The following is an 18239-nucleotide window of genomic DNA, read 5'->3' as shown; positions in this document are numbered from 1 at the left end:
GCAGCAGCCTAACGGCGGTCGGCGACGGCCCAGCCGTACGGGTATTCCGCGCCGCACCCCGTGCAGGACGCGGACAAGCCGAGCATGAGCACCAACGGGCTGCTGCCCTCGGGCGAGGGCACCCCCGCCACCTCGTGCCCGTCCACCAGCGCGCGCAGCCCGGGCCACTCCGGCTCGCACGCGCACGTCACCACGTCACGCCGGTACGACCGCCACTTGAAGAACACCCGCTCATCAGATCACGAGCAGCCGCTGTCCGACGTCGGCGTCACGAACTCGTCCTTCACCCAGCGCCCGTCGGCCAGCAGCCGGAAGCCGTTCTCGACCCGGTTCTCCGCCCGGACCACCGCGTCGCGCTGCATGGTCGCCACGATCGGCTGCGTGTCGGCGGGCCCGGAGCGCACGTTGAGGATGTCCGCGATCACGGTCACCCGGCACTCCCGGGCGGCGACCTCCTCCACGCCGAGCTTCTTGCCCTCGTTGGCGACGTACATCAACCCGGCCGCCGCGAGCACACCCACGACGACCACGCCGCGCACCGGAATCCCGAGCATCACGCCTCCCGACACCTGTTCCGAAGTGCAGATATAGCGCGTCGGAAGGGCCGGTGCGGCGGTCCGGACCACAATCCACACCACGGGGGAACCGGACGGGTGACACCACTACGGAAACGGAACAGGGGACCGCCCGGAGGCAGTCCCCTGATCGCACGAGCCGGCAGGCGTGGGTCAGCCGGCCATCTTCTTCTGCAGGTTCTCGTCCAGCGTGCCGAGGAAGTCCTCGGTGGTCAGCCACTCCTGGTCCTTGCTCACCAGCACGGCCAGGTCCTTGGTCATCCGGCCGCTCTCGACGGTCTCCACGATGACCTGCTCCAGCGTCTCCGCGAAGCCGGTCACCTCGGGGGTGCCGTCCAGCTTGCCGCGGTGCTTCAGGCCACCGGTCCACGCGAAGATCGACGCGATCGGGTTGGTGGACGTCGGCTTGCCCGCCTGGTGCTGCCGGTAGTGCCGGGTCACGGTGCCGTGCGCCGCCTCGGCCTCGACGGTCTTGCCGTCCGGCGTCATCAGCACCGACGTCATCAGGCCCAGCGAGCCGAAGCCCTGAGCGACCGTGTCGGACTGCACGTCACCGTCGTAGTTCTTGCACGCCCAGACGTAGCCGCCCTCCCACTTCATCGCGGCGGCGACCATGTCGTCGATCAGGCGGTGCTCGTAGGTCAGGCCCGCGGCGTCGAACTGCGCCTTGAACTCCTCCTCGAACACCTTCTGGAAGATGTCCTTGAACGCACCGTCGTACGCCTTGAGGATGGTGTTCTTGGTCGACATGTAGACCGGGTAGTTGCGCTGCAACCCGTAGGAGAACGAGGCGCGCGCGAAGTCCTCGATGGACTTGTTGAAGTTGTACATGCCCATGGCCACGCCGCCGTCGGCGCCGTAGTTGGCCACCACGTGCTTGATCGGCTCGGAGCCGTCCTCGGGCGTGAACGTGATCGTCAGCTCGCCCGCGCCGGGGACCTTGAAGTTGGTCGCCTTGTACTGGTCGCCGTGGGCGTGGCGGCCGATGATGATCGGCTTCGTCCAGCCCGGCACCAGCCGCGGGATGTTCGAGATGATGATCGGCTCGCGGAACACCACGCCGCCGAGGATGTTGCGGATCGTGCCGTTCGGCGAGACCCACATCTTCTTCAGGCCGAACTCCTCCACCCGCGCCTCGTCGGGCGTGATGGTGGCGCACTTGACGCCGACGCCGTGCTTCTTGATGGCGTGCGCGGCGTCGATGGTGACCTGGTCGTCGGTGGCGTCCCGGTGCTCGATGCCCAGGTCGTAGTACTCGAGGTCGACGTCCAGGTACGGGTGGATCAGCTTGTCCTTGATGAACTGCCAGATGATCCGCGTCATCTCGTCGCCGTCGAGTTCGACGACGGTCCCCTGAACCTTGATCTTGCCCATACTCAGGGCGCTCCTCTCGCGACAATGCAAGCAAGACAAGCGTACTGCTATGTCGGGTCGCTTGCCTCCACCAGGGCGGAAAAAGGGAACGGCGTCACATCCGGGCCGACGCCGCGGCCGCCGGTGGCACGGGTTCTCGGGCCCCATACAACCAGCCGCGCCGCCGGACCGCCGCACGGGGACCGCCGACCCGCGCGGATCGAACACGCGTTCGCCGATTGCACCCACCACCCGCGTCCGCCCCGCTAACCTCGCACCCGTACGAGTGATCAAGGGGGCAGCGTTGTCGACGGGTCCGACCCACGCCATGAGCGGTCTGCTGGCCTGGGCGGCGGTGACCGCGATAGCCGAGGACCACCCCATCGGCCAGCTCACGCCGCAGAGCTGGGCGGTCGGCGCGGTGCTCGCCACCGGCGCCGCCCTCCTGCCCGACCTCGACCACCCGTCGTCGACGATCTCGCGCACGTTCGGGCCGGTCAGCGCGGGCGCGTCGGCGCTGATCAACACGGTCAGCTCGTTCGTCTACCGCACCACGCGCACCCGCAAGGACTCCAACCGCGACGGCGGGCACCGCGGCCTCACCCACACGCTGGTGTTCGCGCTGGCCGCCGCCGTCGGCACGACCGCGGTGGTGCAGCAGTCGCAGAAGTGGGCCCTGCCGGCGCTGATGTTCGTGTTCGCGGGCCTGGCCGTGCGCGGGATCATGAACGACTGGTGCCCGCAGAAGGACGCGCTGCTGATCACCGGCGTCTCGGCCGCCATCACGGTCGCCTGCGTGGCCTGGACCGCCCAGACACCGGCCAGCGCGGCGGCGTGCGGCGTGGCCGTGGGGGTCGGGTGCGTGGCCCACTTCCTGGGCGACGCGATCACCGAGCAGGGCTGTCCGATCCTGTGGCCGATCCCGCTGATGGGCAAGACGTGGTTCCCGGTCGCGCCGCCGAAGATCATGCGGATGAAGACCGGCGGCACGGTCGAGATGGCGATCGTCGGCCCGCTCATCACGATCCTGAGCGTCTGGCTGTCGGCCGCCGCCCTCCAGCGGGCGGGCGCGCTCCCGTTCCTCGAAAGTTTCGACCTGCTGCCCATCTAGTTTTCAGATACCGGCCATTCGGCGGCTACCACCACATCACCCGATCGGACTAGCCTCCAGCGAAATCCTGTCCCGCGCCGACCGCGTCGAGGAGGACTTCGTGCACCACCCCACGCACGACCACGTCGTCGAGGCCGCCGGATGACCACCTGGCTCGGCCTCAACGCCGGTCACGAGGACCGCGCGACCGCGGACAAGGTCGCGGTGTCGCTGTACGAAACGCTGCTGTTCCACGCCCAGCTCGTGTGCGTGCACGAGGTGGAGGGGCGGTACGCGATGTCGTTCCGGCTCACCGACGAGCCGTCCGAGAACACCGTGTCGACGCTGATCGAACGCGGCTACGGCGTGGCGGTGCACAACGGCTCGCTGCAACGGCTCGCCGGGCCCGAGGAGCTGACCAGGGGCGCGCTGCGGGCGGCGTTGGCGCACCGAGACCGGCGGGAGGGCCGGGTGCTGCGGTTCCCCGGCCAGCGCACGCTGCGCGGCCGTTACGGCGTCTCGGACATCATCGCGTTCAGCGCGATCGAGGAGGTCCTGCCGCACGGCACGAAGAGCGTGGACGCGCGCGGCGACCTGCAACCGACGTTCGTCAACGGCCGGCTGGTGCTGGACTGCGGCTAGGGCCCGGGGCGGCGGCGCCCTCAGCCCGGGTGGGCGCCGACGGTGTCCTTGATCTCCGCGCCGAGGCTGTCCGCGCTGCGCGCGCAGTGGGCGCAGCAGAAGAACCGGCCCTGCACCTCGACGCCGTGGCCGAGGATGCGGCAGTCGCAGTGCTCGCAGCGCGGCGCGAGGCGTTGGATCGCGCACTCGAAGCTGTCGAAGGTGTGCACGCCACCGCCGACCGTGCGGACCTCGAAGGCCATCCAGTAGTCGTTGCCGCACACGTCGCAAGTCGCCATGGCCGAAGCGTGCGCCGGTCCGCGGGCACCGGCAACTCGACCCCGCGCGGTGCACGAGGCCGGACCGAGCGGACCAGGCCGGACTCGAACCGGCGTCCTCCCTCCCGGGGGGAGGGCGCGTCAACCACTGCGCTACATGGTCCCGAGCCGGGCCGGATTCGAACCGGCGTCCTCCCTCCGCGCAGGAGGGCGCGACAACCACTGCGCTACCGGGCTCCTGCCCAACACTAACCATGACCACGGCCCCGGAGACAGGGCCGCTAAGGTCTGCCCTCGTGCGCGGAGTCGACTACTACGAACTCCTCGGGGTCGGCCGCTACGCGTCCGAGGCGGAGATCAAGTCCGCTTACCGCTCCCTGGCCAAGGTGATGCACCCCGACGCGGGCGGGTCCTCCGGCACCTTCCGCATGCTGCAAGAGGCATATGACACCCTGCGGGACCCCGCCCGCCGGCGTGACTACGACCGCGGCTGGACGTTCACCCGTCCGGGTGCTCGGCCGACGTCCCCGACCCGCCCGCCGCGCTCCGGTCGGACCGGCCGGTTGCGCAACTTCGGCGAAGATCCCGACTTCGTACCCCCGAAGCCGGTGGTGGACCTCGGGGGCCTCGCGTGGTGGCACCTGGTCGACGTCGGGCAGCGGGTGCGGTACGTCCCGGCCGCCGGTCCCGGCCACGCGCCCGCGCTGGCCGCGGTGTGCGGTTGGTTCTTCCTCCTGCTGCCGGTCGTGCTGGTCGACTTCACGCCGCTGGCGCTGGGCGTCTGGCTGGTGCTGGTGGCCGCGGCGGCGACGGCGGCGTTCCGGTTGGTGCGGCGCTACCTCGCCGCGATCCGGGCCGACCGGGCGTTCACGCTGGACCACGACACCGACGTGGTGCACGGCACCACCGACGACCGCGCCTGCGAACGGCTCACCGCCGACCTGCTCAGCCAGTACCTGACCCGGCTGCCCGGCGCGCGGATCTTCCACGGCCTGGCCTGGCCCGGCTCGGTGTTCGCCGACGTCGACCACGCCGTGCTGTGCGGGCGCAGGCTCGTGCTGATCGAGTCGAAGTCCTGGCTGCCGGGGCACTACGAGGCCGAGGACGACGGCACGGTGTGGCGCAACGGCCACCCGTTCCGGGGCGGCGGCATGCGGATGCCGCGCAGCCTCGCGGTGTACCGGAAGCTGTTGCCGTGGCTGGACATCCGGACCGCGCTGCTGGTCTACCCGAGCCGCGAGGGCGCGGTGACCACCGAGGAACCGGCGGACGCCATCGTGCCGCCGATGACGCCCGCCCAGTTCGTCGAGGAGATCGGCGACTGGCTGGCCGAGGACCCGGCCACGGTGGACCGGGAGGCGCTGCGCGTGCTGATCGGCCAGGTCGTGCCGATCGTGCGGGGTCAGTAGACCGACATCTCCCACAGCGAGTAGCCGTACGGGGTCGCGCGCTGGAACGCGTACAGCTTCACGTAGCGCGCGGTCGTGTCGAGCACGACCTCGTCGGTGCCGCCGTCGGCCGCGTAGTCGGCGTGCACGGTGGTCCAGGTCATGCCGTCGGTGGAGGTCTGGATTTGGTACTGCCGGGCGTGCGCGGCCTCCCAGTCGAGCCGGACGCGGCGGACCGGCTTGGTCGCGCCGAGGTCGACCCACAGCGAGTGCTGGTCGGTGAACGCGCTGCTCCAGCGGGTGGCCGGGTCGCCGTCGAACGCGTGCGACGACGGGTGGGCGGCGCTCTCGGTGGCGGTGGACCAGGACGGGCGGCCGAGGGCCAGGTTGCCCCCGCCGCCGGTGAGCTGCCCCTGGTTCACCGCGCGGGGTGAGGCGTAGGTGGCGCGGACTGCGCTGTCGGGGTTCAGCTGCTTGTCGTCGAAGAACTCCGGCCACGCCATGAAGTACGCCCACTCGGGTTGCGACGCCAGCTCACCGGGTGACGGGATCCTGCCGACCTCGGCCAACGCCAGCGGCTTGCCCTGCGCCAGCGATTTGAGGGTGTCGTAGTAGGTGGTGGACGGCCAGAAGCTGTTCCAGGCGTCGAGCGACACGACGTCGGCGTACGCCGGGCCCGGGTAGTAGTCGGCGATGCCGGCCGGGTCGAGGTCCTTGACGTTCCAGACCCACGCCATGCCGGTCAGGCCGCGGGTGCGGACCAGGTGGTCGTGGGTGAGCTGGTAGAGGCGGCGGCTGCCGTTCGCCCCCGGCCGGCCGCCCCACCAGGACCAGCCGTCGTTCATCTCGTGCAGCGGGCGGAACAGCGGCTGCACGCCGGCGTCCAGGAGTTGGCGCAGGAACGGCACGACCTCGTCCAGGCGCGCCTTCCAGGCGTTGTTGAGGGCGGTGCCCTCGGTGACCAGCTGGGACCACTGGGCGTCGGTGAGGTCGTCGTTGACGCCCGCGTCCCAGCCGCAGGAGGCGGGGCGGGTCGGCGGGCAGACGTGCCAGGTGAGCGTGACGAGCGAGCCGTTGCGCCACTCGGTCTTCGCCTGGTCGACCATCGTCTGGCGGTGGGCCACGTCGTCCTGGGCGAAGAGGAAGTCACCGCCCCACAGGCCCGGGTAGACGCCGGTGATCGCGTGCACCTTGGCGGTGTGGCGGGCGGGGTCGGAGTTGGGCTCTTTGTTGTGCATCCCGGTGACCGTGCGGGTGCCGGTGATGCGCTTCAGGTAGTCGACCACGGGGACCGGTGGCGGCGCGGCGGCGGCCACGGGCGGGACCAGGGTCGTGAGGAGTAGGGCTACCAGCGTCATCGCTGTGCGCACTGCGTCCTGCCTCTCGCGAGGTGGCGGCCTTGTGAGTGCTGGTGGAGCGTGGCGACGGATCTCGTGGACGGTAGCGATTAACCGGTTAAGCAGTCAACCGAGTGGCGCATGTCGCGGCGGGCGCGGGCGGGCTGCGTTTCGGCCTGCGTTTCGGCGGACCCACGGGAGGAGTCGAGGACGGAGATCGACGTCTTCAACGGGATCCCCAAGACCGGCGCCCGTCGCAGGAGGGCCACCAGCACGCGCGCATCACCGAGGCGTTGGCGCAGGCCAGGTCAGCCGACGAGCCGGGCTACGGCTGCTGGCGGCAGGTCGAGCACCACGGCGCCGACGAGTTCAGCCTGTCGTCCGCGCCGGAGCTGATGCTGGCCGCCACCTCGCAGCAGACGTCCCGGATGAGGCTGGGCCACGCCGCCGTGCTCGCGCCCGCGCGGTTCAACCACCCGATCAGGGCAGCCGAGCGGGCCGCGATGCTGGACCACCTCAGCGGCGGCGGCTTGACCGGCGACTTCCTGCGGGCCGAAGCCGCGGGCGCCACCGGCCCGAACCGCGCCCCAGGTCGTGATCGGCCGGGTCCTCCAGGGCGACGACGTGGCGCCGGAGGAGATCTTCGAAGCCCTGAACGAGCAGGACTCGCTGATCGTGGACAGCCCCGAGACGTGCCGCAAGAAGCTGCGCGTCTACGCCGACATGGGCATCGACCGCCTGATGGCCTTCCACCAGGTGGGCAGCCTCAGGCACGAGGACGTGATGACGAGCCTGCGGCTGGTCGGCGACCTGGTCCCCGAGTTCGCCAAGTGAGGTCCCGGGGTTCGGTGCGAGGATGGGCGCATGCCGAAGAAACTCCGCCTGACCGGTGACCCCGCCGCCGACAAGTTGCTGAGCGAGGACCCGTTCGCCCTGCTCACGGGCCTGTTGTTCGGTTCGATTCGCATCCGACGCGCCGAACAACCATCGCGATAGTTGTTCGGTACAGTTTGGTTCCTCCGAACCGAACAACTTGAGGAACGCGCGTGGCAGGACGCCCATCGCGAGCGGTCGTGTACCAGCGCTTGGACGAGGCTGTGGCGGAACTCCGCGGCCGACTCGGCGGGCTGCCCACACCGGCGGAAGCCGAGGACATCTGGTCCAACATCTGGCACCAGGAAGCTCACAACAGCACGGCGTTGGAAGGCAACACGCTCGTCCTGCAGGAAGTCGAGAGACTCCTCGACGAGGGACGCGCGGTGGGCGCGAAGCCGCTTCGGGACTACATGGAGGTGCGCGGCTACGGCGATGCCGCGCGTTGGGTGTACGGCCAGGCGCTCGAGGCAGGCGACTGGCAGACGGGCGACCTGGTTTCCTTGCAGGAGATCCGTCACATTCACCACCTCTGCATGACCCCGGTGTGGGCGATCGACCCTCACCCGCACGCGACCGGCGCGGAGAACCCTGGCAACTTTCGCCGGCACGAGATCGCCGCATTTCCCGGAGGGATGCAGCCACCCTCTTGGACCGATGTCGACCACCTGATGCGCGATTGGGTTGCAGAGACGAACCGGCTTCGCGACCTCGGCGACGAACCACCACCGGAGGCGTTGGCCCGAACTCACAACGCGCTGGAGCGGATCCACCCATTCCTCGACGGCAACGGGCGTGCGGGCCGATTGGTCCTCAACTTGCTGCTCGGCAGGCTCGGTTACCCGCCGGCGATCATCTTCAAGCGCGACCGGGAGAAGTACCTGCTGGCGATGAGGCGTGCGGATCGCGGGGAGTACGGCCCGCTCGGTGAGCTGCTCGCACGCAGCGTCACCGCGAACCTCTACAAGTTCGTCATCCCGGCCGTAGCCGGACCGGTAAAGCTGGTGCCGCTCGCAGCCCTCGCCACCAGCGACCTGAGCGAGAACGCGCTTCGCGTGGCGTCGATGCGGGGGCGTTTGCGCGCGATCAAGGGCGATGACGGCTTGTGGCGCAGCAGCAAGAAGTGGGTCGACGACTACCGGCAGAACCGGCACCGCCGCCTCGGCGACCGCTCCACCTGAAGCAGGCGGCCGGAGGCGGTGCGAGGATGGGCGCATGCCGAAGAAGCTCCGCCTGACCGGTGACCCCGCCGCCGACAAGTTGCTGAGCGAGGACCCGTTCGCCCTGCTCACGGGCTTGCTGCTGGACCAGCACACTGTCTGATGTATGACTAGCTCATGGAGCAGTCAGACCGGGTCCGCAGGGCTCACTGGGGCGACCTGAAGGGCCTTCACCTGGCGGGCCTGGTCCGCCTCTCGTTCGAGCTGGACCACGACGACCCGCACGCCAACGTCCGCCGCCTTCCCTTGTCCGGCAAGGACATCAGAGGCCGGGACGAGCAGGAGAAGGACTGCCGCACGTACGTCGAGTCACGCGGCGGCGTCTACATCCACACGTACGTCGAGCCGGACACCTCAGCCTGGAAGCGCCGCCGCGTGCAGATGCCGGACGGCTCCTACGCCTACCGCGTCGTCCGGCCGATCTTCGAGGGTGCTCTGGAAGACCTCAAGCGTGGCACGGCCCCTTCCGGTGACCGCCTTGACGGCCTGGTGGTCTACGACATCGACCGCCTGACTCGGGACAACCGGCACCTCGAAGACGCCATCGAGGTAGTCGAGCACTTCGGCCGCCCGATCATGGACATCACCGGCACGCTCGACCTGCTGACCGACAACGGCCGCACGGTGGCCCGCATCGTCGTGGCGACGAACAACAAGCAGTCCGCCGACACAGCCCGCCGAGTCCGCCGCAAGCACCGGGCGTTGGAGCTGGCAGGCATTCCGACCGGAGGCCGCCGCCCGTTCGGATGGAACGACGACAAGCGCACCGTCAACGAAGCCGAAGCCGACCTGATCAGGAAGTCGGCCGAACGCATCATGAAGGGCGCGCCCCTCTCCGCGATCGTCAACGACTGGAACACCGAAGGCGTGACGACCCCGGCAGGCAACAAGTGGACCAACCAAACCCTCAAGATCGTCTTTCGCAACCCGAGGCTCTGCGGCTACCGCTCACGCAACGTTCGCGAGATCAACCCGGGGACCGGCAGAGAGTCACACCGGGTGGAGATCGTCACCGATGAGGCAGGCGAACCGGTCATCGGCCAGTTCGACCCGATCCTCACGGTAGACCAGTGGGACGCCGTGACAGCCATTATCGGCAACCACACCATCGCAGGTCGAGGCAAGAACACCAGGACTTACCTCCTGACCGGCACTCTCCGCTGCGGCAAGGAGAACTGCGGCACGAAGCTCCGAGCCCTCAAAGCCCATAGCGCACGAGTCAAGGACCCCACCCGCTTCTACTACACGTGCGAGTCCAAGAACAAAGGCGGTTGCGGCGGAGGCGTCAGCATCCCCGGCAAAGAACTGGACGAGTGGATCACCGCCGCCGTCATCCGCAAGTACGAACTGGAAGCCGAACGCCGCTCCGCCCAGACGTCTCCCGAACCCTGGCCCAACGAGTCCGAGCTAGCCGAAGTCCGCGCCGACCTCTCAGAACTGGCCAAGGCCCGCAAAGCCCGCCAAATCTCCGCCGCCCGCTACTTCGCCATGCTCCCCGACCTGGAGGCCCAGGAGCGTGCCCTCCTAACCGACCAAGAACGCTGGCGAGCCAAGACCGCCACCACCCAGACCACCAACGCCACCATCCGAGCCGACTGGGCCACCTACCCCCTGGCCCAACGCCGCGCCTACATCGAAGAGTCCCTAGCCGCAGTCATCGTCTACCCAGCCAACGGCCGTCGAGGCTTCCACCCTGACCGGATTGAACTCATCTGGCGCGAGCAATAGTCTACTTTCCCCAAAATTGTCGAAACATTCGGAAAACATCTGGCCATATATAGGCAAGAGTTACCATTGCCGCCCCCAGTGCCGACCAGCCAATGAAGGTGTCCACAAAAATGTGTCGATCCGGCGCCTTCAAAGAAACAACCATGGTCATCCCAGTGATACTTGACACCAAGAAAGCTGCAACATGCAAAACACTCTTATGCCTATGAGCCGCAAGGGCAGCGAGGATTGCGATGCACAGAGCAGCGCCGAGTTCGTAAGTGTCAAAGATGGAGACAGCCCAAGGCCACGCTACCTTCCAGGTCCTATACGAGAACAAAGGAATTATCCAAAGTCCGCCGATCAATCCCCCTAGAATCACGGAGGCCAAGCAGAACTTCAGCAAATCAAGATTCCTGGCAACAGCAGAGTCTTCACCTCCTTGAGCACCCAAGGATTCAATGAACAGCATTGCAACCAATATCACCAAAGCGCCGACAATAATAATCGGAAGTGATAGGTCGACGTACTCTGAAACCTTATTGATCGCTATGCCGCTAGCAAAAATAAGCGCCACCTTGGCGGTATTCGCTTGCCCCTGCGTAAGCCGCGGGCCACGCCGCTCATCGATTCCATCAGCACTCATGATTTCCCCTGCTTTGCGAGCATTGCATAACTTGCAGGTGTATCGCACGACTTCAGCGAAGCGTTAGCATGGACGTCACATAGCGAGACCGTACGGTAGGGTCTGGTTACGTGAATGAGGAGAGCGTCCGAGCAGGACTCACACGGTGGACGATCCACGGTGAACGTCTCGTGGATGACACCCGCAAGCTGAACGTAAGCATTGCTCACGTCGAGCTACCCGACGGCGTGCACTTCGAGCAGTGGGTTTTGCGCATGCCCAAGGCTGTCATGACGCTGGTTCTAGACGATGTCCGCGAACATGTCCTCATGATCTACCGCCACCGCTGGATCATGGACCGCTGGACCTGGGAGCTGCCCGGTGGCTACCTCGACCCGGACGAGGACCCCGCAGACTGCGCCATGCGCGAAGCCATCGAGGAGACCGGCTGGAAGCCCCGCAGCGTCGAGCTGCTGACCACCTTTCAGCCGCTCACCGGCACCGCCGACTTCGAGAACCTGATCTACGTCGGCCACGGAGCCGAGGACACCGGCCAACAGGCCGACATCAACGAGGCAGAGCGCGTCGCCTGGATCCCCCTCGCCAACATCAAGGACATGCTCGCCAACGGCGAGATCATCGGAGCCGCCGCGCAGATCGGTTTGCTACACGTCTTGGCCTTCCGCTGACCCGACGATCCCCATAGCCCGCATCTCCGCGAACAGCTCCTCAACCGCCGGCTCCTGCCTAAAGGGAGCCAGCCGAGCAGCCACGTCCGCGAGGTACCTCACCGTCCGCACCGAGTTCAGGTTGCCCGCCATCCGCAGCGCCGAGAACCCGACCTCGACCGACTCCTCCACCCGCCGCTGATCAGCCAGGATCGAGGCGAGCAGCGCCATGTTGAACAGCCGTCCCCGCTCGTACCCCTCGGTCATCTCCAACGACCGTCGAGCGAACCCCTCAGCCTCATCCGGCCGCCCGAGATCTCGGAAGGTGTGCGCGAACTTCGCCGCCAAGTACGCCGCGTCGAAGTAGCCCAGCCACTCCGGCACCACCGAGCCCTCAGCGCCGGAGAACAACGCCTCAGCATCCCGCAGCGCCGCAACCGCTCCCTTGGAGTCGCGCTGCAACGCGAGCCCGTGCGCCTCCATCACCGCGGCTTCCGCCTGGAGCACCCCGAGCCCGGTCCGCGAAGCGTTGTCCCGAGCCCCACGCGCCAGGTCGACCGCCACCAACGGCGACCGGAAGAACGCCGCGTGATGACTCATCCCGGCCAACATCTCCGCAGCTAGAGCGTCGTCACCCACGTCCTTGCACAGTTGCAACGCCAACCGCAGGTGCTTCCGTCCAGCCTCGACGTCCCCCATGTCGTACGCCATCCACCCGGCGAGTTGGTTCATCTCCGCAACAGCCCCGAACAGCTCACGCCGCACGCCATCCCGGAACCGCCCGGCCCGCAGCAGCGGCACGCCCTCAGCCACCAGGTACTGACTCACCGTGGACCGCGCGTGCCCGCCACCGAACCGGTTGTCGAGCAGCCGGAACGTCCGCGTCATCGCCCGCAACGTCTCCACGTCCGGCGGCCCCACAACCCGATCCGTAGCAGGCTCCGAGGCACCCACCGTGAACCATCCGAACGACCGTTCCCGGCGCTCGCCCGATTCGGCGATCGGCGACAAGCTGAACCGGAACCACAACAGCGCCTCAGGCACCCTCAGCGCCCGCGCCCACCGTTCGAGCCGCACCAGGTCGCTCGGTGCGGGCGTGCGGTCGCCTTCCAAGTGCGACACCTGCGGCTGCGACATGTAGAGCCAGCGCGCCAGCCGAGCCTGCGTCAGCGGCGGGTTGTGGGCGTACCGGTAAGCCTTCAGAACCCGTCCGAAATGGCGAGAAGCGAACGCTTCCCGGAACTGCGGCGTCGCCCAGAACTCGGCTGGCTTCTCCGGCGCGTGAACGATCTGCGCTTCTCGCCGCGCGCAGGCCGAGCAGTGCGACGTGCTGTTGTCCGCCGCCAGCCGAGCCCCGCACCCACGGCAGTTCCGGCGGTCCCGCTTTGCGCCCATCACCACCCCTGACCTGCTCCTGAGCCCGAGTGTAACCACGCCGACACGCAACGACCTGCGGATATCGGTGATGCCGATATCTGCATCCACGAACGTGGTGCATCCAGCGCGAGAAGTCCCGCATCGTCGTGATCAGGACAACGACGGAGGGAGTAGGGAGTGGCCTTCTACGTACTGGCACACCCGGAACAGCGCGCGTCAGCCGCACTGGTCGAGCAGACGCCGGGACAGCCGAACCTGATTGCGGAAGTGGGTGACTCGCAGATCGCCGTGCAGGTGGCGAACCACCCGGACGGCTTGAAGATGGCCGCCGCGTTCGCCTGGAACCTAGCCAAGGCCGCCACCGAGTTCGCCACCCGGTGCCAGGAGCTGGCGATGAGCCAGGGCACCGAGGCCTACGGCAAGCACGCCGAGTTCACCGGCTGACGCCATGCCCCCGGAGGACGTGAAGGGCCTGCTCACCTGCGGCATGTACGTAGCCGCGTGCGCCGTCTGGTCGTGCGTGGCCCTTTACGCCCTCACCTGCGGCATCCACGCCCTGTGGCGACGGCACCGAGCCCGAGCACAGGCCCGCCGGATAGCCGCAGAGATCGCCGACACGGTGGCCACCATCCAGGCCCGCCACCACGAGCAGCATCCGCAACCCGGAGCCTCGACAGACGACCGCAGCACGAGCACTCACCAGCACTGACACAGACACCAGGCCACGGCCAGCGGTGCGGCACATGATCCCTGAAACCAGCATGAGGGCCTGCCCTCACGGGGTGCCGCAGAGAACCCGCTTGAACACTTCCTTTCACACACATCAGGGGTAGATCCCCACACCTCGTGCCGCCCTGTCACGGCTCCCCACCGTGAAGGGAAGTGTTCCCGTGGGGCCGACGCCCGACGAGATGTGGGAGTGGGCAGAGCAGCAAGCCGCCTCCACCCCCGCCTGGACCGACGAACGCTGGCAGCGCGTCAACGCCATCTTCGGCGTCCGACTGGCCGACGAACCACGGCCTCAGCGCCACCAAGAGGCCGCGTGATGACCGGCCAGGAGTTCGACACCGACGACATCCCTGCCTACCTCCGCCTCTTGGCGCAGGGTGCCGCGAACAAGAACGACTTCCACCGCTGGAAGGACATGGTCGCGAGCACGCGCGGCTGCACGTCCCCGATCCGCCTGGTCGGCACTTCGTCCACAGTGGACGCGACAACCGGCGAGGTCCTCTCGACCTACTCGACGTGGGACGAGCCCAACGAGTACCTGCTGACCGCGTGCGGCAACCGCCGGGCAAGCAGGTGCGAGGCGTGCGCGCGGGTATACGCCGATGACACGTTCCACCTGATCAAGTCGGGCCTTGCCGGTGGCCGAGACGTGCCGGGTTCAGTGGCCACCCACCCACGCGTATTCGCGACATTCACCGCGCCGTCGTTCGGCCCGGTCCACAACCGCACCGTGGACGCCACTGGTCAGGCACGTCCCTGCCACCCTCGCCGCGAAGACCCGTCCTGTCGAGCCAGGCACGACGAGGATGATCCACTACTGGGTCAGGCCATCGACCCGGACACGTACGACTACGCCGGAGCGGTGCTGTGGAACAACCGGGCCGGAGAGCTGTGGCACACGTTCGCCGTCTACCTGCGCCGCCACCTGGCCGAAGCACTCGGCGTCTCCCGCTCACGCCTGTCCAAAGTGCTGCGCGTGGAGTACGCCAAGGTCGCCGAATACCAGTCGCGCGGACTGGTCCACTTCCACGCCGTGATCCGCCTCGACGGCCCGAGCGGACCAGCCGAGCCACCCCCGGCCAGCACCGACATGGACATGCTTTGCGAAGCAATCACCAGCGCGGCCCGGACTGCGCGCGTCCACGTGCCCGGCCACTCCCACGCCATCCGTTGGGGAACCCAGCTAGACCTGCGCCCAATCAACTACGAGGGTGACGACGGCTGGACCGACGCCAAGGTCGCGCGCTACATCGCGAAGTACGCCACGAAGGGAGCCGAGACAGCCGGAACGGTGGATCGACCGTTCCGCACCATCTCCCACCTGGACCGCATCCGAAGTCTGACCGACCACGCCCGCCACATGATCAGAACATGCTGGGACCTCCACGAGACCCACCCGCACCTGAAGCTCCGCGAGTGGGCTCACATGCTCGGCTACGGCGGTCACTTCTCGACCAAGAGCCGCCGCTACTCGACCACCCTGGGCACGATGCGCACCGACCGAGCCCGCTTCCGAGCCGATCAAGCCCGAGAGTTGGCCGGACTGGACCCACTCCCACTCGACCACTCAACCGTCCGCGTCGGTGACTGGGCAGTGGCAGGCACCGGCTACACCAACGCTGGTGAAGAGGCGTGGGCCGAGGTGATCCGCGAACAGCACAGGTTCAAGCCGATCCCCCGACCGACCGACAACGACCCGGCAGCCTGACGAGAGGCGCGGTTCAAACTTTCTTCTCCTCAGTCAAGGCGCTGGCTGCGCCAGCGCGGGCACCCTCCCTTCTGTCCACATCCACGCCGCTTGCGCGCGGCCTCCGGCCGTGCTCGCGGCGTGGTGCGGACAGGGAGGGTGCCCACACGCGCATAAGCACCAGGACGAAGAGCCTGCTAAGCAGATGGTCAAGGCCGTGACGATCGCGAGGTCACTCGGCTTGATCGAGCTGGGCACGGCGATCGACGCCACGCCACCGCTCCGCGCTGTCGCGCCAACGAATGCAGCACCGCCCGAGCCGTCATGGGATGCTTCCCGCCATGAGCCCCAAGCTATGCCTCGCCCAAGACCCGGAAGCGGACGAACTGCTCTCCAGCAGCCCTCTCGCCTTGCTTTTTGGAATGCTGCTAGATCAACAAATCCCAATGGAAAAAGCGTTCAAAGGGCCGAAAGTTATCGCCGACCGCATGGGCGAACTGAGCGTGCACCGGGTAGCAGAAGCGAGCGAAGAGGAGTTCGCCGCCGTGATGTCCGAAGTGCCGGCCATCCACCGGTTCCCAGGCTCCATGGGTAAGCGACTTCAGGCGCTCGCACAATACTTGATTGAAAAATACAATGGCAATCCCGAAGAGATCTGGACTCGCGACGAACCAAATGGCAAGACCGTACTTAAGCGACTCAAAGAACTACCCGGATACGGTGATCAGAAAGCTCGCATCTTCCTTGCACTACTCGGCAAACAAATTGGAGTGCAGCCCGAGGGGTGGCGCGAAGCTGCCGGAGCCTACGGTGAGGAGGGGTCACGGCGCAGCGTAGCCGATGTCCGCGATAGCACATCGTTGACAGAGGTCCGCGACTTCAAAAAGGCGGCCAAGGCTGCCGCCAAATAGATTAGCCCTCGACAGTCTCACCACGCGCAATCAGCACTTGAGGATCCCAGATGGCTAGACGCCAGACTCCGCCAAGAGTCGAGGGTTTCACACCGCCTTTTTCCTCGTCCTGGTTGATCCAGCGCAAGTCAACTACAATTTTGTTACCCGCCTGCCTCAACAAGGCTTTGACCGTACATCCGGTCGCCATATTTTGACTGATCGAAACAATCTCATATACTTCCAACGGGTAATCAACATAGCGGCGCTTCATCTCCGAAATGAGCCGCTTTCCCAGTTTGGCTTGCTTATCAACGTCGATCGCAGCAGAGATCTCTTTATAGTTGCCACGCTGCCAGGCCGACAAAAATCGATCACAAACCCCGTAGACCCCATGCTCTGCGAAGCCTTCCTCGCCCGCCACCAAGAGAATCGGCATCCATTTGGACGCCTCAGCCTTTTGCTTAGCATGTTCGATCAACCCTCCGAAAACCTCACGGAAGCCCGGCTGATCCTTCGGCGGCTGCTTCTCCTTTTCACGAGCTGCCGCCCAGTCCGCAACAGCGAACAGTCGATTCCACGCTTTGGACGCAACGATCGCATTGTCGTAGTTGATTACCGTACCGTGCACGATGCCGTTTCGATAGAGTTCAAAAACGGGCTCCTCAGTGGAGACACCCCGCACTTTCCTGAAAGTCGCGTGCGCATGAGCGAGCCCTAGGTGATGACTAATAAAGGCATCAGACACATCCAGATCTTCGGCCTCCCGAGCGTGTAGACCCCGCCGAATCGTCTCGTATTCATTGACGAATCCATCCATGACGCTCAGAAGAACCTGCACAACCGCGTAGTACCTACCGGCAAGATGGTCGCTGATGGCGTGACGAAGGAGACCATCTCGCTTTCTCATCGCAGGATGCCGCGAAGCCAGTTGGACCATTACCCAAAGTTTGTCCTCATCCCCATAAACCTGAATCAGTTTTTCCTCGACAGCTTCCGGCGAAGCATTCCCCTTCAGCCATTCGCCGACGGCATCGAAAGATAGACTCTCATGAAATATCCAGTTACGCGGCCCGAGCGTCGAATAAAATCCATCTACAACGTCAACGAACCGGTCCAGTTCCGCCGCCATTCGTTCAACATCGGGACGCTTGTCACGCGGGATCAAGAACCGAGCACCGCGAAGAAAATCGAGCTGTCTAGACAGCTCGATGAAGGTGGGCAAGTCTCGCGCTGAGCCGTACGCCATCGACCCAGAGTAGGCACCACCGCACAGCTGCCCAACAGAACATACATTTAGCAGTGTGTTGCGACCAGCGGTTCCCGATGGAGCACGCCTTCGCCGGGCCGCGCAAGATCGCGGACCGGATGGAGGGGTTCAGCATCGAGAAGATCGCGCGGACCGACGTGGACGAGTTCGTGGAGCTGTGCGTGCAGCCGCCCGCGATCCACCGGTACGGCGGGTCGATGGCGCGGCGGGTGCACGCGTTGGCCCTGCACGTGATCGAGCACTACGACGGCAAGGCGGCGAACATCTGGAAGGCCGGCAAGCCGGACGGCAGGGAAGTGCTCAAGCGGGTGAAGGCGTTGCCCGGGTTCGGTGACCAGAAGGCGCGGATCTTCGTCGCGCTGCTCGGCAAGCAGCTCGGGGTGACGCCGGACGGGTGGCGGGAGGCGGCCGGCGCGTACGGGGAGGAAGGGTCGCGGCGGTCGATCGCGGACGTGACGAGCGCGGAGACGCTGGCCGAGGTGCGGGCGTTCAAGAAGGCGGCGAAGGCCGCGGGCAAGGAGACCGGGACGGCGGCGGTCGGGGGTTAGAGT

19 protein-coding genes, 2 tRNA genes and 3 pseudogenes are annotated in these 18239 nt (G+C 66.7%); 14 read left to right on the top strand and 10 right to left on the bottom strand.

Annotated elements, in window-relative coordinates; translation table 11 throughout:
* Positions 1-8: 8 nt before the first annotated feature.
* The 3 genes from ACIQMJ_RS29390 to ACIQMJ_RS29380 form a co-directional block, all read right to left on the bottom strand.
* Positions 9-227, bottom strand: a complete 219-nt coding sequence (locus tag ACIQMJ_RS29390) for a hypothetical protein (protein ID WP_499764234.1) — start codon at positions 225-227, stop codon at positions 9-11.
* A 12-nt stretch (positions 228-239) separates the two neighbouring features.
* A complete protein-coding gene (locus tag ACIQMJ_RS29385) occupies positions 240-554 on the bottom strand; it encodes an SH3 domain-containing protein (protein ID WP_499764233.1) in 315 nt (104 codons plus the stop codon).
* A gap of 174 nt (positions 555-728) precedes the next feature.
* Entirely contained in the window at positions 729-1949 is a 1221-nt protein-coding gene (locus ACIQMJ_RS29380) for an NADP-dependent isocitrate dehydrogenase (protein ID WP_387486494.1), read from the bottom strand.
* A 283-nt stretch (positions 1950-2232) separates the two neighbouring features.
* On the opposite strand from ACIQMJ_RS29380, the gene ACIQMJ_RS29375 reads away from it, so the two are divergent.
* Together ACIQMJ_RS29375 and ACIQMJ_RS29370 are read left to right on the top strand one after the other, a co-directional pair.
* Positions 2233-3039, top strand: coding sequence for a metal-dependent hydrolase (locus tag ACIQMJ_RS29375; protein WP_499764372.1), 807 nt, complete (start codon positions 2233-2235; stop codon positions 3037-3039).
* A 141-nt stretch (positions 3040-3180) separates the two neighbouring features.
* Complete coding sequence (locus ACIQMJ_RS29370) at positions 3181-3660, top strand: hypothetical protein (protein WP_499764232.1); 480 nt, start codon at positions 3181-3183, stop codon at positions 3658-3660.
* Between the two features lie 20 nt (positions 3661-3680).
* On the opposite strand, the gene ACIQMJ_RS29365 is transcribed toward ACIQMJ_RS29370, so the two are convergent.
* From ACIQMJ_RS29365 to ACIQMJ_RS29355, 3 genes are all read right to left on the bottom strand, one after another.
* Positions 3681-3938, bottom strand: a complete 258-nt coding sequence (locus ACIQMJ_RS29365; protein WP_499764231.1) for a metallothionein — start codon at positions 3936-3938, stop codon at positions 3681-3683.
* A 69-nt stretch (positions 3939-4007) separates the two neighbouring features.
* Positions 4008-4081: transfer RNA gene (locus ACIQMJ_RS29360), tRNA-Pro, on the bottom strand.
* Positions 4082-4155: transfer RNA gene (locus tag ACIQMJ_RS29355), tRNA-Arg, on the bottom strand.
* A 58-nt stretch (positions 4156-4213) separates the two neighbouring features.
* Between ACIQMJ_RS29355 and ACIQMJ_RS29350 the strand changes: the two genes are divergently transcribed.
* Positions 4214-5326 carry a J domain-containing protein gene (locus tag ACIQMJ_RS29350; RefSeq protein ID WP_499764230.1) on the top strand — a complete coding sequence of 371 codons (1113 nt, stop codon included), beginning with the start codon at positions 4214-4216 and terminating at the stop codon, positions 5324-5326.
* Here the strand turns inward: ACIQMJ_RS29350 and ACIQMJ_RS29345 are convergent.
* Entirely contained in the window at positions 5320-6675 is a 1356-nt protein-coding gene (locus ACIQMJ_RS29345; RefSeq protein WP_499764229.1) for a glycosyl hydrolase, read from the bottom strand. The genes ACIQMJ_RS29350 and ACIQMJ_RS29345 overlap by 7 nt on opposite strands.
* A gap of 101 nt (positions 6676-6776) precedes the next feature.
* Here ACIQMJ_RS29345 and ACIQMJ_RS29340 point away from each other — a divergent pair.
* The 6 genes and pseudogenes from ACIQMJ_RS29340 to ACIQMJ_RS29315 form a co-directional block, all read left to right on the top strand.
* Positions 6777-7112, top strand: a pseudogene (locus ACIQMJ_RS29340) (LLM class flavin-dependent oxidoreductase); the annotation flags it as partial.
* A 124-nt stretch (positions 7113-7236) separates the two neighbouring features.
* Positions 7237-7476, top strand: coding sequence for a hypothetical protein (locus tag ACIQMJ_RS29335; protein ID WP_499764388.1), 240 nt, complete (start codon positions 7237-7239; stop codon positions 7474-7476).
* Between the two features lie 30 nt (positions 7477-7506).
* Positions 7507-7593: pseudogene (locus ACIQMJ_RS29330) on the top strand (HhH-GPD-type base excision DNA repair protein); the annotation flags it as partial.
* A gap of 122 nt (positions 7594-7715) precedes the next feature.
* Entirely contained in the window at positions 7716-8696 is a 981-nt protein-coding gene (locus tag ACIQMJ_RS29325) for a Fic family protein (RefSeq protein ID WP_499764228.1), read from the top strand.
* Between the two features lie 34 nt (positions 8697-8730).
* Positions 8731-8826, top strand: a pseudogene (locus tag ACIQMJ_RS29320) (HhH-GPD-type base excision DNA repair protein); the annotation flags it as partial.
* Positions 8827-8852: 26 nt separating this feature from the next.
* Positions 8853-10463, top strand: a complete 1611-nt coding sequence (locus ACIQMJ_RS29315; protein WP_499764227.1) for a recombinase family protein — start codon at positions 8853-8855, stop codon at positions 10461-10463.
* 1 nt (position 10464) lies between these two features.
* Here the strand turns inward: ACIQMJ_RS29315 and ACIQMJ_RS29310 are convergent, their stop codons facing one another.
* On the bottom strand, positions 10465-11088 hold the full coding sequence (locus ACIQMJ_RS29310) for a hypothetical protein (RefSeq protein ID WP_499764226.1): 624 nt from the start codon (positions 11086-11088) through the stop codon (positions 10465-10467).
* Positions 11089-11258: 170 nt separating this feature from the next.
* On the opposite strand from ACIQMJ_RS29310, the gene ACIQMJ_RS29305 reads away from it, so the two are divergent.
* The gene (locus ACIQMJ_RS29305) at positions 11259-11756 is read left to right on the top strand and encodes an NUDIX hydrolase (protein WP_499764225.1); all 498 of its coding nucleotides are present in this window, start codon (positions 11259-11261) and stop codon (positions 11754-11756) included.
* Here the strand turns inward: ACIQMJ_RS29305 and ACIQMJ_RS29300 are convergent.
* Complete coding sequence (locus ACIQMJ_RS29300; RefSeq protein WP_499764224.1) at positions 11733-13220, bottom strand: helix-turn-helix domain-containing protein; 1488 nt, start codon at positions 13218-13220, stop codon at positions 11733-11735. The two genes, ACIQMJ_RS29305 and ACIQMJ_RS29300, sit on opposite strands and share 24 nt — an antisense overlap.
* Before the next feature lie 69 nt (positions 13221-13289).
* Between ACIQMJ_RS29300 and ACIQMJ_RS29295 the strand changes: the two genes are divergently transcribed.
* The 3 genes from ACIQMJ_RS29295 (at position 13290) to ACIQMJ_RS29285 (ending at position 16439) form a co-directional block, all read left to right on the top strand.
* Complete coding sequence (locus ACIQMJ_RS29295; protein WP_499764223.1) at positions 13290-13556, top strand: hypothetical protein; 267 nt, start codon at positions 13290-13292, stop codon at positions 13554-13556.
* A gap of 601 nt (positions 13557-14157) precedes the next feature.
* Positions 14158-15549, top strand: a complete 1392-nt coding sequence (locus ACIQMJ_RS29290; protein ID WP_499764222.1) for a replication initiator — start codon at positions 14158-14160, stop codon at positions 15547-15549.
* Positions 15550-15869: 320 nt separating this feature from the next.
* Complete coding sequence (locus tag ACIQMJ_RS29285) at positions 15870-16439, top strand: HhH-GPD-type base excision DNA repair protein (protein WP_499764221.1); 570 nt, start codon at positions 15870-15872, stop codon at positions 16437-16439.
* A gap of 1 nt (position 16440) precedes the next feature.
* Here ACIQMJ_RS29285 and ACIQMJ_RS29280 read toward each other — a convergent pair whose 3' ends face one another.
* Positions 16441-17667 (bottom strand): hypothetical protein, encoded by a 1227-nt coding sequence (locus ACIQMJ_RS29280; protein ID WP_499764220.1) that lies wholly within the window; start codon positions 17665-17667, stop codon positions 16441-16443.
* A gap of 41 nt (positions 17668-17708) precedes the next feature.
* On the opposite strand from ACIQMJ_RS29280, the gene ACIQMJ_RS29275 reads away from it, so the two are divergent.
* Positions 17709-18236 (top strand): HhH-GPD-type base excision DNA repair protein, encoded by a 528-nt coding sequence (locus ACIQMJ_RS29275; protein ID WP_499764371.1) that lies wholly within the window; start codon positions 17709-17711, stop codon positions 18234-18236.
* Positions 18237-18239 lie beyond the last annotated feature (3 nt).

It is taken from the genome of Actinosynnema sp. NPDC091369 (genome assembly GCF_044757065.1).
Taxonomy (GTDB): Bacteria; Actinomycetota; Actinomycetes; order Mycobacteriales; family Pseudonocardiaceae; genus Actinosynnema.
The sequence above is the reverse complement of the archived record's forward strand: the minus strand, read 5'-3'. Positions and strand labels throughout refer to the sequence as shown.